The 15,140-nt window shown below is 70.5% G+C and carries 14 protein-coding genes and 1 tRNA gene; 5 read left to right on the top strand and 10 right to left on the bottom strand.

The window, feature by feature from the left end; translation table 11 throughout:
• Positions 1-55: 55 nt before the first annotated feature.
• From argS to ACRSBM_RS07820, 6 genes are all read right to left on the bottom strand, one after another.
• The gene (gene argS, locus ACRSBM_RS07845; RefSeq protein ID WP_434441191.1) at positions 56-1,789 is read right to left on the bottom strand and encodes an arginine--tRNA ligase; all 1,734 of its coding nucleotides are present in this window, start codon (positions 1,787-1,789) and stop codon (positions 56-58) included.
• 40 nt (positions 1,790-1,829) lie between these two features.
• Complete coding sequence (locus ACRSBM_RS07840; RefSeq protein WP_434441189.1) at positions 1,830-2,510, bottom strand: M50 family metallopeptidase; 681 nt, start codon at positions 2,508-2,510, stop codon at positions 1,830-1,832.
• A gap of 77 nt (positions 2,511-2,587) precedes the next feature.
• Positions 2,588-3,256, bottom strand: coding sequence for a DUF4383 domain-containing protein (locus tag ACRSBM_RS07835; RefSeq protein ID WP_434441186.1), 669 nt, complete (start codon positions 3,254-3,256; stop codon positions 2,588-2,590).
• 108 nt (positions 3,257-3,364) lie between these two features.
• Entirely contained in the window at positions 3,365-4,027 is a 663-nt protein-coding gene (locus tag ACRSBM_RS07830; RefSeq protein WP_434441183.1) for an SAM-dependent methyltransferase, read from the bottom strand.
• Between the two features lie 120 nt (positions 4,028-4,147).
• Positions 4,148-4,219, bottom strand: a tRNA-Glu gene (locus ACRSBM_RS07825).
• A gap of 144 nt (positions 4,220-4,363) precedes the next feature.
• On the bottom strand, positions 4,364-5,707 hold the full coding sequence (locus ACRSBM_RS07820) for a PucR family transcriptional regulator (protein ID WP_434441180.1): 1,344 nt from the start codon (positions 5,705-5,707) through the stop codon (positions 4,364-4,366).
• A gap of 82 nt (positions 5,708-5,789) precedes the next feature.
• Here ACRSBM_RS07820 and ACRSBM_RS07815 point away from each other — a divergent pair, with 82 nt between their 5' ends.
• Genes ACRSBM_RS07815 through ACRSBM_RS07795 form a run of 5 tightly spaced genes read left to right on the top strand, consistent with a single transcriptional unit; the run spans position 5,790 to position 12,149 of the window.
• Complete coding sequence (locus ACRSBM_RS07815) at positions 5,790-7,211, top strand: sodium:solute symporter (protein WP_434441178.1); 1,422 nt, start codon at positions 5,790-5,792, stop codon at positions 7,209-7,211.
• Positions 7,208-8,146: an agmatinase gene (gene speB, locus ACRSBM_RS07810; protein ID WP_434441175.1), complete on the top strand. Its 939-nt coding sequence runs from the start codon at positions 7,208-7,210 to the stop codon at positions 8,144-8,146. Before ACRSBM_RS07815 ends, speB begins: the two co-directional genes overlap by 4 nt.
• Positions 8,143-9,759, top strand: coding sequence for a thiamine pyrophosphate-binding protein (locus ACRSBM_RS07805; RefSeq protein ID WP_434441168.1), 1,617 nt, complete (start codon positions 8,143-8,145; stop codon positions 9,757-9,759). The genes speB and ACRSBM_RS07805 overlap by 4 nt, the downstream gene beginning before the upstream one ends.
• A complete protein-coding gene (locus tag ACRSBM_RS07800) occupies positions 9,756-11,144 on the top strand; it encodes an aminobutyraldehyde dehydrogenase (protein WP_434441165.1) in 1,389 nt (462 codons plus the stop codon). Before ACRSBM_RS07805 ends, ACRSBM_RS07800 begins: the two co-directional genes overlap by 4 nt.
• A gap of 60 nt (positions 11,145-11,204) precedes the next feature.
• A complete protein-coding gene (locus tag ACRSBM_RS07795; RefSeq protein WP_434441162.1) occupies positions 11,205-12,149 on the top strand; it encodes a zinc-binding dehydrogenase in 945 nt (314 codons plus the stop codon).
• Positions 12,150-12,190: 41 nt separating this feature from the next.
• On the opposite strand, the gene ACRSBM_RS07790 is transcribed toward ACRSBM_RS07795, so the two are convergent.
• From ACRSBM_RS07790 to ACRSBM_RS07775, 4 genes are all read right to left on the bottom strand, one after another.
• Positions 12,191-12,898 carry an anti-sigma factor family protein gene (locus tag ACRSBM_RS07790; RefSeq protein WP_434441159.1) on the bottom strand — a complete coding sequence of 236 codons (708 nt, stop codon included), beginning with the start codon at positions 12,896-12,898 and terminating at the stop codon, positions 12,191-12,193.
• Complete coding sequence (locus ACRSBM_RS07785; RefSeq protein ID WP_382428635.1) at positions 12,895-13,446, bottom strand: sigma-70 family RNA polymerase sigma factor; 552 nt, start codon at positions 13,444-13,446, stop codon at positions 12,895-12,897. Before ACRSBM_RS07785 ends, ACRSBM_RS07790 begins: the two co-directional genes overlap by 4 nt.
• Positions 13,447-13,567: 121 nt before the next feature.
• The gene (locus tag ACRSBM_RS07780) at positions 13,568-14,488 is read right to left on the bottom strand and encodes a DUF1996 domain-containing protein (RefSeq protein WP_434441155.1); all 921 of its coding nucleotides are present in this window, start codon (positions 14,486-14,488) and stop codon (positions 13,568-13,570) included.
• 100 nt (positions 14,489-14,588) lie between these two features.
• A complete protein-coding gene (locus ACRSBM_RS07775; protein ID WP_434441153.1) occupies positions 14,589-15,080 on the bottom strand; it encodes an anti-sigma factor in 492 nt (163 codons plus the stop codon).
• Between the last annotated feature and the right edge of the window lie 60 nt (positions 15,081-15,140).

Below are 15,140 nucleotides of genomic sequence, written 5' to 3'. Positions count from 1 at the left end.
TAAGGGGAAAGAGTTGCGATCACTGCGTACCTCTGCTGGAGCAGGGGTAAACCTGTTACAGCCTTTCGGGTGCCCCGATGCCGAGCAGGGACAGGCCCAGCGTGAGCACCCGCGACGTGAGCGTGAGCAGGTGCAGGCGCGAGTCCTGCAACTCCTGGGTCTCCGCCGTCGCCACCGGGCAGTCGTTGTAGAAGGTGGAGAACGCCGTCGCCGTCTCGAACAGGTAGGTCGTGAGCTTGTGCGGCGCCAGCTCGTCGATCGCCGCCTGGATGGCCGTGGGCAGCTGCAGCAGCTTCAACGCCAGTTCCCGCTCGGCCTGCTCCCGCAGCACCAGCGGCGCGTCCTGGGGCGCCTCACGCCCGACCTTGCGCCCGATCGACAGGATCCGCGCGTTCGCGTACTGGATGTACACCGACGTGTCGCCGGTCTTGGCGAGCATCTTCTCCCAGGTGAAGACGTAGTCCTTCTCCCGGTCGTTGGAGAGGTCCGCGTACTTCACCGCGCCCAGGCCGATGGTGCGGGCGAGAGCGTCCTTCTCCGCACCCTCCACTTCAGACGTCTCGGGCATCACCTTGTAGGAGTTCTCGACGGCCTCGGTCAGCAGGTCGATCAGCTTGATCGTGCCGCCGGCCCGCGTCCGGATCGTCTTGCCGTCCGACCCGAGGATCGTGCCGAACCCGGTGTGCACGGCGGTGTGCGCGTCGTCGAGCCACCCGGCCTGCTTCGCGGTGGCGAAGATCATCTGGAAGTGCTGCGACTGCGGCGTGCCGACGACGTAGATCAGGTCGTCGACCTCGCGCTCCCGCACCCAGTACCGCACGGTCGCGAAGTCCGTGGTGGCGTAGCCGTACCCGCCGTCGCTCTTGCGCACGATCAGCGGCAGCCGGTCGCCCTCGCGGTTCGTGAACCCCGGCGGGAACACGCAGAGCGCGCCGTCGCTGACCTCGATGAGGCCCTTCTGCTGCAGCTCGGTGATCGTGTCCGCGAGGTAGGGGTTGTAGAAGCTCTCACCGTAGTTGTCCTGTGCGGACAACCCGATCCCCAGCAGCTCGTAGACCTGGTTGAAGTGCCGCTGCGACTCCCCCACCAGCTCGTGCCACAGCTTGAGCGTGGCCTCGTCGCCGCCCTGCAGCAGCACCACCCGGCGCCGCGCCCGGTCGGCGAAGCCCGGCTCGTTGTCGAACTTCTGCCGTGCCTGCTGGTAGAACGCGTTGAGGTCGCTGATCTCGTGATCGGCCCCGTGACCTTCGTCGGTCAGGTGCTCGATCAACATGCCGAACGGCGTACCCCAGTCACCGAGGTGGTTGTGCGGGATCACCTCGTGGCCGGCGAAGGTCAGCAACCGGCAGAACGCGTCCCCGATGATCGTCGAACGCAGGTGCCCGACGTGCATCTCCTTGGCGACGTTCGGGCTGCTGTAGTCGATCGCGATGCGCCGCGGCTCGTCCGTCCTGGGCACGCCCAGCCGGTCGTCGGCCAGCAGGCGCGCGGCCTGCGCCTCGAGCCACTCGCGCTTCAGCTTCAGGTTGATGAACCCGGGCCCGGCGATCTCCGGCGGCTCGATCGCGTCGGCGGCGTCGAGGTGCTCGACGATCAGCGCGGCGACCTCACGAGGGTTCTTGCCGACCTTCTTGGCGAGGCTCATCGCCACGTTGCACTGGTAGTCGGCACCGTCTCGGTTGGACGGTCGGATCAGCGCTTCCCCTGCGGTGATGTCCACGTCCAGGGCGACGCGCAACGCCCGCGCCACCCGCCGGCCCAGTTCGAGCCCGACATCTCCACGCAGCACTGAACCCACCTCTCGACCGCGGCTTGTTCAGCTCAGTATTTCACCAACGTCCAAGGAGTAACGCACCGCCGCCCACGAGCGCGGCCACGCTGACCATCCCGAAGAGCGTCACCCAGCCGAGCGCGGGCACGCCGGTGAGCCAGGCGAGCTGGTCGGCGTCGCTGCGCGGGGCCTGCCGCCGCCAGCGCTTGACCTGCAGCTCCCACACCGGCCGGACCCCGCCCAGCAACAGGAACCACGCGAACACGTACGCGGCCGCGTCCCGCACCTCGGCGGACGCGTAGAACGAGACGAAGAGGAACACCCCGCCGGTGACGATGATCGACAGCACGCCGAACACGTTGCGAATCATGATCAGCATGGCCGCCAGGAACCCGATGCTGATCCACAGCATCAGCTGGATCTGCTCGGTGGTGATCAGCACGGCCGCGCCGAACCCGAGCAGCGACGGCGCGACGTAGCCGGCCAGTGCCGTGAGCACCATCCCCGGCCCGCGGGGCTTTCCCCGCGACACGGTGAGACCGCTGGTGTCGGAGTGCAGCTTGATCCCGCTGAGCCGCCGTCCGGTGAGCACCGCGAGCAACGCGTGCCCACCCTCGTGGGCGATCGTGATGACGTTGCGGGTGACGCGCCAGATCCCGTGCAACGCGACGGCCAGGAACGCGGCGGCCGCGGTGCCCCAGGTGATCAGCACTTCGTCCGTCAGCAACTCGGAAGGCATCGCGACATCGAAACAGACGCGCCGTGAGGGCCGCATGTGGGCTCTCGCGACGCGTCTGGTCCGGACAGGGGCTGCCCTTAGTGCTTGATCTTGTCCGTGTTCATCCGGTCGGTCTGCGGGTCGGCCACCGCCTGCTCCTTGGTGACCGGCTCCGTGCCACGGGTGGCGGTGGGAATCGGCTCGGTGACGGCCGTGCTGCTGGGCCGGGTGCTCACCGTCGGATCCATCTGCTCGACGCGCGGCGCGTCGTCACGCTCGTCGCGGAACGCCGCCGAGCGCTGCTGCGGCAGCATGTGCTCCTCGTCGTCGACGTCCTCGACCAGCTTGCGGCGCGCGGGCATCACCGCGAGCAGCAGGCCGAAGAGCGCGATGCCGAGGTGCAGCCAGTTGTCGTTGGTGTTGACCGCCAACGGGTTGCCGAACCGCTCCGCCGGATTCTGGGCGAGGACTCCGGTGATCATGAGGTCCCACACGAAAAGCGCGGCGAAGCCGGCGAACAGCAGCCAGCCGTACAGCCGGGCGAGACCAGACCCGAGAGCCATGAGCAGTCCGAGCACGCCGACGGCCACGAGCACCGTGTTGTGCAACGGGTTCACCGAGAACCCGAGCACGTAGGACTGGGCGGCCCAGTCGCCCACGCCGGTGCGGGTGAAGCCCACGATGCCGAACACGATGAACGCGATACCGGCCAGCCCGGCCAGTACCTGCACCGGTTGCAGACCGGCGACCTTGATGCGGTGGGTCATGATGCCCTCCAGGCTCCGTTCTTGTCGCTCAGCGGTCTACCCGGACCTCACCCCGGTCAAACCGGGCACACCGCTCACCGACACGCCGGGACCCGCCCGCTCACCTGGTCAGACGCTGCCCTTGCGGCCGATCGACGCGTACGCGCCCGGCACCACGCACGGCGCCTCGATCGACAGCCCCTCCATCAGCTGCTCGACCGGAGCCGGGTGCGACACCACGAGGAACCCGCCCGCGGGCAGCGCGTGGCGGTACCGGCGCACGACGCGGCCCGGTCCGGTGGCGTCGTCGACGTACCGCAGGACGTCGACCATCAGCACCGCGTACGGCTCGCGCAGGTCGAGGTGGGACAGCACGCCGGGATGCCTCAGCACCTGGTCGGGACGGCGCAGGTCGGCCTCGACCGCGCACGCCCGCGGCTCGCCGCGCAGCAGCCCGCGCCCGAACGCCACCGTCACCGGGTCGGAGTCGACGTAGACGACACGGGCCTCGGGCAGGGTCTGGTGCGTCGAGCCGCACGTCGGGATGCCCGCGCCGAGGTCGAGGAACTGGCGCACGCCCGAGGCCCAGCAGTGGCGGACGGCATGGCGCAGGAATGTCCGGTGCGCTCTGGTCACGAGCGGCAGTTCCGGGTCGATCCGGACCGCCTGCTTGGCGAACGCGCGGTCGGGCGCGTAGTTGTGCGCACCGCCCAGGTAGAAGTCGTGGATCCGCGCGGCGTTGGGCCGACGTACGTCGACCTCGTACCGTGCGAAGGCGGGGACCGCAGCCATTCGCAGAGCGTAACTGGCGCCTAGACCATTCGGGCGAAGTTTTTCTAAGATTCTTTGGGTCCGTCTGACATGGACCCTTTCGCGGGAGGGCCCGGTCCACCCCACACAGACCGGGCCACGTAGCGCGTACGGGGATCGAACCCGTGTTTCCGGATTGAGAATCCGACGTCCTGACCACTAGACGAACACGCCAAGGACGAGCATTGAAACACAAATGCTCGCAGAGAATAGTAGAAAATAAACCTGCTGGTCAGAGCTTGGAGGGCGCTCCTGCCCATTCATCTGCGCGAATCATGGAACAATGATGACCGAGGGTGCGACCAGACCGCAAAGCAATTAATCGAGCCACGTCAGCGCGAGCCACAGCGAGGCGCGCGCGTCGGCCGTCGCGAGGTCGCGGCCGAGCAGCCGTTCGACGTGGGAGATCCGGTGCCGGACGCTGTTGCGGTGCACGCCGAGCACCGCCGCGGCCCGGTCCCAGCTGCCGTGCTGACCGAGCCAGGCCCTCAGCGTGTCGACCAGTTCGGGGCGGCCGAGCAGGCCGGCGAGCTCGCGGCGGGCGAACTCCCGTGCCGCCACCGGGTCCACGAGGGACGACAGGGCGGACGCCGGGTAGGCGGGCTCGCCGGTCGCCTGGGCGCGCGCCAGCAACGCCGAAGCCTCGGCCGCGGCGGCGTCGAGCTCCGGCCGGGACACGGGGGCGGCGACCGGTGACACGCCCACCGGTCCCGACACCTCGGCCCCTCCGGCCACGAGCGCCAGGAACCCGTCCCCCACCGCCGACACCAGCGGCCCGTACCGCTGGGCCAGCACGTCGTAGTCCGCCCGCGACTGGCCCGCCACCACCCGGTAGGGCCCTGGCCCGAGCACCGCCTCCACCCCGGACACCCGTGACCGCAGCAGGGCCGAGGCCGCGAGCCGGGCGATCTGGCCGCGCTCGCTCTCCACGTCGCGGCGCAGCAGCCCGAGCAACGCCAGCGCGACCGCGACGACGGCCCGTTCGGCGGGCGACAGCGGGGCCGGCCTGCGCACCACGAGTACCGCGGACTCGACCGGGTCCAGCGTCACGTGGTCCTCGCCCACCTGGGCGGAGGCCGAACGAGGCCCGGTGCCCGACGCGACGCGGCGGGCCAGTGACGCGACGTCCTCCGGCGCGGCCGAGGGATCGACGAGGTCGGCCCGGCAGTCCAGCACCACCGCCAGCGTCGTCAGCACCGACTCGACGGGACGGACGCGGGTGGCGGCACGGGTCAGCGCGCGCTGGCTGTCCGCGAGCATCCGCTGCTCCCGCACCGCGATCTCCGCCAGCAGCGCGCCGAGGGCCTGCGAGACCGCGAGGAACGGGGTGGACGGCGGCACCTCCAGCAGCGGCATCCCCTGCGCCGCACAGGCTGCCACCAGCGACTCCGGCACGGTCGGGAACTCCGGCTCGACGCCGAACCCGATCGCCGTGACGCCGGAGGACACCAGCCCGGCGACGTAGCCGGGCACGTCGGACGGGAACCGCACGCCGGCCGTGAGCAGCAGCTCCTCGCCGACCAGGTACGGGGTCGGGTCCGCGAGCTCGGAGACGTGCGCCCAGCGGACCGGCCGGTCCAGCGCGCCGGCTCCACACCGGACGGTCAGCCCGAGGCCGGCTCGCGCGACGAGGTCCTTCAGCGGGACGGTGTGCACAACCATGGTCGGACGATTGTGCAGAACGACCACTTATCAGCGCCAGTGCGCGTTCCTACTGTGACCTGCAACCCAAGGAGGTCCGACAGTGGCTCTCGACTACGCGGTGATCGCCGCCTACGTGCTCGGCATGATCGGCATGGGCTGGTGGGGCATGCGCCGTGCCACCAGCAAGAGCGAGTACCTGGTCGCCGGGCGCCGGCTCGGTCTCGGGATGTACTCCGGCACCATGTCGGCCGTCGTGCTCGGCGGCGCGTCGACCATCGGCGGCGTGGGGCTCGGCTACCAGTACGGCCTCTCCGGCGCGTGGATGGTGTTCGCGATCGGGCTCGGCATCCTGTTGCTCTCCGCGTTGTTCGCGCGCCGGATCGTCAGGTTGAAGGTCTACACCGTCTCCCAGATGCTCGACCTGCGCTACGGCGGCAACTCCTCGCTCGTGTCCGGCACGGTGATGTGGGCGTACACGCTGATGCTGACCGTGACGTCCACGATCGCGTACTCGACGATCTTCAACGTCCTCTTCGGACTCCCGAAGACCGTCGGTGTGGTCATCGGCGGCGCAATCGTGGTGCTGTACAGCGTTCTCGGCGGCATGTGGTCGATCACGCTGACCGACATCGTGCAGTTCGTCATCAAGACGATCGGCATCCTGTTCCTGCTGCTGCCGGTCAGCATCGTCTCGGCGGGCGGGTTCGACGGCATGCGGGAGCGGCTCGACGACCCCGCGATGTTCGACGTCGGCAACATCGGCGGCGGCACGATCATCACGTTCCTGCTGATCTACGTCTTCGGCCTGCTGATCGGGCAGGACATCTGGCAGCGCGTGTTCACCGCGAAGTCGCCCCGCGTGGCCACCTGGGGCGGCGTCACGTCCGGGCTCTACTGCCTCGTCTACGCCGTCGCGGGCGCGTTGATCGGCACGGCGGGCAAGGCGCTGTACCCGGACATCGCGAACAAGGACGAGGCGTTCGCCGTGATGGTCGAGAACCTGCTGCCCACCGGTGTCCGCGGGCTCGTGCTCGCCGCCGCGCTGGCGGCGATGATGTCGACGTCGTCCGGTGCGTTGATCGCGTGCTCCACGGTGGCGGCCAACGACATCTGGCGCCGAAAGACCGATGTGCACTCCAACCGGATGTTCACGCTCGTGCTGGGCGTGGCCGCGATCGGCATAGCGGTGGCGTTGAACGACGTGGTGGCGGCGTTGACGGTCGCCTACAACATCCTCGTCGGCGGCCTGCTGGTCGCGATCATCGGCGGGCTGGTGTGGAAGCGCGGCACCCGCGTGGGCGCGATGGCGTCCATGGCGGTCGGCGCGCTGACGGCGATCACGTTCATGGTCGTGGACGGTGTGCTGGCCGATTCGCCCATCTACTACAGCCTCGGTGCGTCGCTCGTGACGTACGTGGTGGTCAGTCTGGCCACGCCGGCCACCTCGCCCGAGGTGCTCGCGAACTGGGACCGCCGGGTGGCCGGGCAGGCTCCTGACGAAGAGGAACTGGTGAACGCATGATCGGCCCCGCCGACTCCTCGCGGGTCCCGCGCTACGCGGGCCCGGCGACCTTCGCCCGGCTGCCGCGCCTCGACCAGGTGGCGCACGCGGACGTGGCCGTGGTGGGAGTCCCGTTCGACACCGGCGTCTCGTACCGGCCGGGCGCGCGGTTCGCACCGTCGGCCGTGCGGGAGGCATCCCGGCTGCTGCGCCCGTACCACCCCGGTCTGGACGTGTCGCCGTTCGAACGCCTGCAGGTCGTGGACGGCGGGGACATCGCGGTCAACCCGTTCCACATCGGTGAGGCGATCGAGACGATCGAGGGTGCCGCGGCCGATCTGCAGCGGGACGGCACCCGGCTGGTGACGATCGGCGGTGACCACACGATCGCGCTCCCGTTGCTGCGGGCGGTGTCCCGGATCCACGGGCCGGTGGCGTTGCTGCACTTCGACGCGCACCTCGACACGTGGGACACCTACTTCGGCGAGCCGTACACGCACGGGACGCCGTTCCGGCGCGCGGTCGAGGACGGGATCCTCGACACCGAGGCGATCTCGCACGTCGGGACGCGAGGACCGTTGTACGGCAAGAAGGATCTGGAGGACGACCGGCGGCTCGGGTTCGGGATCGTGACGTCGTCGGACGTGATGCGGCGGGGTGTGGACGAGACCGTGGACGCGTTGCGGCAGCGGATCGGCTCACGCCCGTTGTACGTGTCGGTCGACATCGACGTGCTGGATCCGGCGCACGCTCCCGGTACCGGGACGCCCGAGGCCGGCGGGATGACGTCGCGGGAGCTGCTGGAGATCCTGCGCGGACTGCGGGGGCTGAACCTGGTCGGCGCGGACGTCGTCGAGGTGGCGCCCGCCTACGACCACGCGGACATCACGTCCGTGGCAGCCTCCCACGTAGCGTACGACCTCGTGAGTCTGCTGGCGTTGAAGGAGGCCGTGTGAGTACGCGCAACGGCGGTGACGTCGTCGTCGAGACGCTGGAGGCGCTCGGCGCGCACACCGTGTTCGGCATTCCCGGCCAGCACGCCCTCGGGCTCTTCGACGCGCTGCGGCGGTCGGAGCTGCGGTACGTCGGTTCGCGGACCGAGGTCAACGCCGCGTTCGCCGCCGACGGGCACGCGCGGATCACCGGTTCCGTGACGCCGCTGCTGGTGTCGACCGGGCCCGGCGCGCTGCAAACGCTTGCGGGGCTGCAGGAGTCGGCCGCCGGCTCGGCGCCGGTGCTGGGCATCTCGTCGCAGATCCCGTCCGCCGGGCTCGGTGGCGTTCGCGGTGGCTACCTGCACGAGCTGACCGACCAGCTGGCGTCGTTCCGCGACGTGGTGAAGCACGCGCGGGTGGTCCGGCACGTCTCGCAGATCCCGTCGGCGCTGGCCGAGGCCTGGGAGATCGCCCTGACCGCGCCGTTCGGGCCGGTGTGGGTGGAGATTCCGCAGGACGTGCTGCTCGCACCGGCCTCCGTGCCGCCGGTGATGTCGGTGCCGTGGTCCCCGCGCGAGGCGCACCCGCGGGCGGAGCTGGTCGAGGAGGCCGTGCGGTTGCTGGACGGCGCCTCCCGGCCGGTGGTCCTGGCCGGTGGTGGTGCGCTCGGCGCCGCGGCGGAGCTGCGGGAGCTGGCGGAGAAGCTGCGGGCGCCGGTCGTGACGACGTTCGGTGGCAAGGGTTGTTTTCCCTGGGAGCACCCGCTTTCCGCGCAGTCGTGGCTGGAGGACTGGCACACCACCGAGTTCCTCGCCGACGCGGACGTGCTGCTCGTCGTGGGCTCGGGGCTGGGTGAGCTGTCCAGCAACTACCGGACGTTCCGGCCGCGTGGCGCGGTGGTCCAGATCGAGGCCGACCTCGGCAAGCTGGAGTCGAACTACCCCGCGCTGGGCATCCACGCCGACGCCCGGCATGCCTTGCGCGCGTTGGCTTCCGGTGTGACCGCCCGAGCCGTGGACGGTGCCGCCGAGGAACGCGTGCGGGGACTGCTGGCCAGGGTTCGGGCGCGGTTCGCGGAGCAGGAGCTCGACCTGGAGTGGCAGGTGCTGGGCGCGCTGCGGGCGGCGGTTCCCGACGGCACGCCGACCTGCTGGGACATGACGATCCTCGCGTACTGGGCCTGGTCCGCCTGGGATCCGCGTGGTGGCGCGCAGTTCTCCGCTCAGGGCGCCGGCGGTCTCGGCTACGGCTTCCCGGCCGCGCTGGGGGTCGCGGCGGCGATCGACGGGCCGGTGCTCGCGGTGTCCGGTGACGGCGGGGCGATGTACGGGATCTCCGAGCTCGCCACGGCCGCGCAGCACGGCTCGCGGGTGGTGTGGCTGATCGTCGACGACGGCGGCTACGGCATCCTGCGCGAGTACATGACGGACGCGTTCGGCCAGGCCACCGCCACCGAGCTCGCCCGGCCGGACTTCGTGGCGCTCGCCGGGGCGTTCGGGGTGCCCGCCACCCGCAGCACGCCCGAGTCGCTCAGCGAGGATCTCGCCAAGGCCTTCGCTGGTGACGGCCCGCACGTGGTGGTCCTGCCCGCGGTGTTGCGCATGTTCGCCCCCACACACCTGGAGCACATGTGATCGTCGCGAACTTCGTCAACGGCACCTCCGCCACCGCTGAAGAGACCTCACCGCTCATCGATCCCGCCACCGGCGAGGAGTTCGGCCGCGCGGTCGTCTCCCGTGCCGCCGAGGTCGACGCGGCGGTGCGCGCCGCCGAGGCCGCCTTCCCCGCGTGGTCGCGCACCACGCCGGCCGAGCGGCAGCTGGCCTTGCTGAAGCTCGCGGACCTGCTGGAGGCGAACGCCTCCGTGGTCGCCGACGCGGAGGTCCGGGAGACGGGCAAGATCCGCTCGGTCCTGGTGGACGAGGAGATTCCCCAGTGCGTGGACCAGATCCGGTTCTTCGCCGGTGCCGCCCGCGCGCTGGGCACCGCCGCCGCGGGTGAGTACGTTCCCGGCCACACCTCGTACCAGCGGCGTGAGGCGGTGGGCGTGATCGCGCAGATCACGCCGTGGAACTACCCGCTGATGATGGCGGTGTGGAAGATCGCCCCGGCGCTCGCCGCGGGCAACACCGTCGTGCTCAAGCCCGCCGACACCACGCCGTCGTCCACGGTGCTGCTCGCGGCGCTGGCCGCTCGGGCGCTGCCGGCGGGCGTGTTCAACGTCGTGCTGGGCGACCGGGACACCGGCAAGCTCCTGGTGGAGCACCCCGTCCCGGCGATGGTGTCGCTGACGGGTTCCACCCGCGCCGGCGTCGAGGTGGCCCGCAGCGCCGCCGCGACGGTGAAGCGCACGCACCTCGAACTCGGTGGCAACGCGCCGGTCCTGGTGTTCGACGACGTGGACGTGACCACAGCCGTGGACGGCATCGTGGGCGCCGCCTTCTACAACGCCGGCCAGGACTGCACCGCCGCCACCCGCGTGCTGGTGCACTCGGCCGTGCACGACGAGTTCGTTGCCACGCTGGCGAAAACGGCCTCCGCCCAGGTTCCCGGAGTGGACTTCGGGCCGTTGAACAGCCAGGCCCAGCTGGACCGCGTGCTCGGGCTGCTCTCGCGGTCCTCCGCCGTCGTCCACTGTGGAGGGAAGCGGCACGGGTCGACCGGGTTCTTCCTGGAGCCCACCGTGGTCTCCGGGCTCACCCAGGACGACGAGCTCGTCCAGGAGGAACCGTTCGCCCCGGTGATCACCGTGCAGTCGTTCGGCTCCGACGACGAAGCCGTCGCGCTCGCCAACGGTGTGCCGCAAGGGCTCGCGTCGTCGATCTGGACCCGTGACGCCGGCCGGGTCGCGTCGCTGACCGCACGGCTCGACTTCGGCATCGTCTGGGTCAACACGCACGGCCTCGTCGCGGCCGAGATGCCCCACGGCGGGTTCGGCGCCTCGGGATACGGCAAGGATTTGTCGATGCACGGGCTGGAGGACTACACGCGGGTCAAGCACGTGATGATCGCGCACTGAGCACCGGGACGACATCGGACACTTGACCTCCAGTTAGGTGGAGTTCCTAGCGTCAGCGGCATGTTCGCGATTCGGCAGTACGAGTTCGGCCCGGCCACCAACCTCCTCTTCGAGGAGGTCCCCGACCCGGAGCCCGCCGCGGGTCAGGTGCGCGTCACCGTGGCCGCCGCCGGCGTCCACCTCGTCGACACCACGATCCGCCAGGGCGGGTTCGGGCCGGTCGACTTCCCGATGACGCCCGGACGGGAGGTCGCCGGTGTCGTCACGGCACTGGGCGAGGACGTCTCGCCGGACTGGCTCGGCCGCCGGGTCGTCGCGCACCTCGGCCAGGCCAACGGCGGCTACGCCGAACTCGCGGTCGCCGGTGTCGGCGCCCTGCACGCGTTGCCCGACGACGTGTCCTTCGAGGCCGCGGTCGCCATGATCGGCACCGGGCGCACGGTGGTCGGGGTGCTGGAGAGGGCCCGGCTCACCGCGGACGACGTGGTGCTGGTGACGTCGGCGGCGGGCGGGATGGGGGCGTTGTTCGTGCAGGAGGCGCGCAACGTCGGCGCGCAGGTCATCGGTCTCGCCAGCGGCGAGAAGCTCGACCTCGTCATGGACAACGGCGCGGACGCCGCCATCGACTACACGCTGCCCGGCTGGGCGGACGGCCTCAAGGACATGACCGTCGTGCTCGACGGCGTCGGCGGCGAGGCTGGTGCTCAGGCGCTGAGGACGCTGGGGCCGGGCGGGCGGCAGATCATTTACGGCTGGGCGTCCGGGGAGGCGACGCCGATCAGCGTGGAAGCGTTGTTCGCCAACAGCCTCACCGCGACCGTCGCGCTCGGGCCCGGTCTGATGCGGCGCGGGCTGCGGGCGCTGGAGGAGGAGTCGATGGCGGGGCTGGCGAGCGGCCGGTTCGTGCCGCTGGTCAACCCGCCGTTCGCGCTGAAGGACGCCGCGCAGGCACACGAGGCACTGGAATCCCGCGCCACGGCGGGGAAAGTGGTGCTCAGGCCGTGAACAACGGGGCCGTCCACAAGGGACGGCCCCATTGCCATCGGTCACGCCGGGACCGGCACCTCGACGAACTTCTTGCCCGCGAAGTTCTCGACCACCACGGACCGCACGTCCTTGGGGTCGACCAACGCGGAACCGTCCAGGTTCGTGCCCTCGGCGGCGCCCTTCTTGGACACCACCCAGGAACCCGCCTCCTGGCGGCTGCCGTCCTTCGCGACGACGAAGATCCGGCACTTCTCGCCCTCGGGGATGCCGTTGATCGCCATGTTCGTGCGCACCCAGCCCGCGGCGGGGACGACCTTCACGGTCATCGACGCCTTGGTCACCGGGTCCGTGAACGTGGCGAGCTTGGTGCCCGCCGGGTCCGGTGCCACCGTCGGGGTGGGAAGGGCCACGTCCGCATCGGGCGAAGTGGCCTTACCGACGAAGACACCGGCGCCCAGCACCACCGCGGCCACGACGGCCGCCGCGGCACCCAGCGCGAACTGACGACGCCGGGTGACGCCGCCTCGTTCGGAGCGCACCTGGCGCAGGGTGCGCTGCAACAACAGGTCGCCGCCCTCGGGTGGCCCGTCCAGCATGGCCTCCGGCGGAACCTCGCCGAGGAAGGCCTCCATGTCACGGAGCTCCTCGACTTCGCGCGCGCAGTCGGGGCAGGACGCCAGGTGCTGGTCCATCTGACGCACCTCCTGCTCGTCCAGTGCTCCGAGAACGTAGGCACCGAGCAGTTGCGGGTCGTGCTGCGTGGTCATCCGGCCACCCCCTTCAGTGCGACCTTCTGACCGCCAAAGGTCTCCCTCAAGGCTCGCAACGCGTAATACGATCTTGATTTCACCGTGCCCGGTGGCACTCCCAGCGCCTCCGCCGCCTCCGTCACGCTACGGCCGCGGAAGTAGATCTCCATCAGCACGTCGCGGTGGTCGGAGGACAACCTGTCGAGCGCCTCCAGCACCACCACCGAGTCGACCACCTGGTCCGCGTGGTCGCGCTCGATCGGAGGCGTCGCCGGTGACTCGGCGACCTCCTGGGGGCGTGCCGCCCTGGCACGTACCCGGTCGGTGACGATGTTGCGCGCCACGGTCAGCAACCAGCCGCGCACCGATCCCTTGCCGTTCACGAGGGCGTCGGGATGGCGCCACGCTCGGACCAGGGTCTCCTGGACCACGTCCTCGGCAGCCGCCCGATCGCCGGTCAACCGCGTCGCGTACGCCAGCAGCGCCCGGCCGTGCTCCTCGTAGAGCGATCGGATCAGTGCCTCGTCGGCCGCGGTCTCCCGTTTGCGGGAGAACAAAGCCGCCATCCACCCACTCCTCCCCGCCCGCGAACACCACTTGCGGGCGTCCTGTTCAAGACCTCAGCCGACACACGAGCGGAGACGGGTCTTGGTTCAACGAGATTTCGAAGAAAGGAAACGGGGCATGTTAGCGGGAGCGGTTGAGGTGGCCGACGAGTTCGTTCATCACCGCCTCGGGCATGACGTTGATGAACATCGCGTGGTCGGTCGCCGGGTCGCGCAGCTCCTCGGGGAAGCTGTCGATCGCGAACGGCCGGCCCGCGGGAACGTCGTAGCCGACCGTGACGCGCAGGCGCGGGATCGGGAACGTCTTCGGCGGGCACGCGCCGCCCGCCAGCGGGAAGACCACGTGGGTGCGGTGCGACGGGCTGTCGGTGTTGCTGCCGTCCCAGCAGCTGCCGAAGTCGTAGCTGCGCAACGTGGTCGCGCTTCCGCACAGCGGGTATTTCGTCGTGAAGCGACCCGGCCGGTCCGCGCAGCCCCACCGGGCCCTGGTCGTCGGTCCGTAACCGTTCGTGAACGCCGACGGATCGCCGGTGATCAGGCGCAGGAACCGCGGCATCGGCAGCACGGCGCTCACCGGGCTGCCCTCGTACCGGACCTCCACGCTCTTCGGTTCGAGCACCTCACCTGTGTTGCCGTGCACGCCACCGCCGTCCGCGTGCGCGTCGTGGCCTGTGCCGTCGGTCAGGCGCAGCACCGGCCAGTAGTAGGTCGACAGGTCGCCCTTCTCGCACGTGGTGGGCGCGGCCGCGAGAGAGTCGTTCGTCGACATCGCGTCGGCCGACTTGTTGCCCACGTACTCGTGCGTGTGGTGTGCGCCGAACGGGAGGCCGGGCGAGACGACGGGGTTGTCCGCGTTGAGGTGGCGTTCCTCGTTCGTGCCGCACCGGATGACGACGTTCGGCGTCTCCGGCTCGTCCAGCACCTGGTCGAGCTCACTCACGTACTGGTCCGTGCCGGACGTTCCGTAGACAGCGGCGGCGCCGGCGAGCACGAGGACTGCGAGCGCCGCGACCACGAGGGTCATCGGTTTGTTCCGGACCACGGCTACAGCTTGCCGATCGGCCGGGCGACGGGGCGGACCGCGGGGGCAGGCATGTCCGAATGCTGACATCGCCGAAACAGGAGGGTCAAATCCCGGCGGGTCACTGGTTCGCGGTCACCAGCGGCCGGCGGTCGTGGTTCACGACGCTGACCCCGGCCACGTTCTCCGCCCGCACCATCGCGGACCCGGCCAAGGTCACCTCACCGGCGTGCGCCCGCCACGAGCCGGCGGTGAAGGTCCTGCCGTCCTTCGTGTGCACGACCAGCCAGCAGGCTTCGCCGTCCCGCACGCCGTCGACCGTCGCGACCAGCCTCAGGCCGCCCTCGGTGTCGGTGACCCGCACGGCCATGTGCGCGCCCGCCGGCGAGGTTCCCTCCAGGACCGCGTCTCCCATCCCCTGGCCCACCCAGACGCCCCCGGCGAGCACTCCGGCGACCACGAGGGTCGACGACACGGCCGTGATCCGCCCTCGGCGGCGCACGGCCTGATGTCTCTCATCGCGGACCGTGCCCAGCGTGCGCTGGAGCAGGTCGTCCGCGTGCGGTGGAGGCCCGTCCAGCGCGGCCTCCGGTGGCAGTTCTTCCATCAGCATGTCGTTCTCGTTCAACTCGTCGGTGCCCAGGACGTTCGGTGCCCTGCGCCGGCGGCCGCG

The sequence above is a fragment of the Lentzea xerophila genome (genome assembly GCF_051094245.1).
GTDB classification, from domain to species: Bacteria; Actinomycetota; Actinomycetes; order Mycobacteriales; family Pseudonocardiaceae; genus Lentzea; species Lentzea xerophila.
Note: the sequence above shows the minus strand (reverse complement) of the source record. Positions and strands in the feature narration are given on the sequence as shown.

What these genes read in the sequence shown, in the direction of transcription:
- ACRSBM_RS07840 (WP_434441189.1), bottom strand. Translation starts at nt 2,510, where the DNA reads ATGCCTTCCGAGTTGCTGACGGACGAAGTGCTGATCACCTGGGGCACC.
- ACRSBM_RS07795 (WP_434441162.1), top strand. Translation starts at nt 11,205, where the DNA reads ATGTTCGCGATTCGGCAGTACGAGTTCGGCCCGGCCACCAACCTCCTC.
- ACRSBM_RS07835 (WP_434441186.1), bottom strand. Translation starts at nt 3,256, where the DNA reads ATGACCCACCGCATCAAGGTCGCCGGTCTGCAACCGGTGCAGGTACTG.
- ACRSBM_RS07830 (WP_434441183.1), bottom strand. Translation starts at nt 4,027, where the DNA reads ATGGCTGCGGTCCCCGCCTTCGCACGGTACGAGGTCGACGTACGTCGG.
- ACRSBM_RS07775 (WP_434441153.1), bottom strand. Translation starts at nt 15,080, where the DNA reads ATGCTGATGGAAGAACTGCCACCGGAGGCCGCGCTGGACGGGCCTCCA.
- ACRSBM_RS07820 (WP_434441180.1), bottom strand. Translation starts at nt 5,707, where the DNA reads ATGGTTGTGCACACCGTCCCGCTGAAGGACCTCGTCGCGCGAGCCGGC.
- ACRSBM_RS07785 (WP_382428635.1), bottom strand. Translation starts at nt 13,446, where the DNA reads ATGGCGGCTTTGTTCTCCCGCAAACGGGAGACCGCGGCCGACGAGGCA.
- ACRSBM_RS07790 (WP_434441159.1), bottom strand. Translation starts at nt 12,898, where the DNA reads ATGACCACGCAGCACGACCCGCAACTGCTCGGTGCCTACGTTCTCGGA.
- speB (WP_434441175.1), top strand. Translation starts at nt 7,208, where the DNA reads ATGATCGGCCCCGCCGACTCCTCGCGGGTCCCGCGCTACGCGGGCCCG.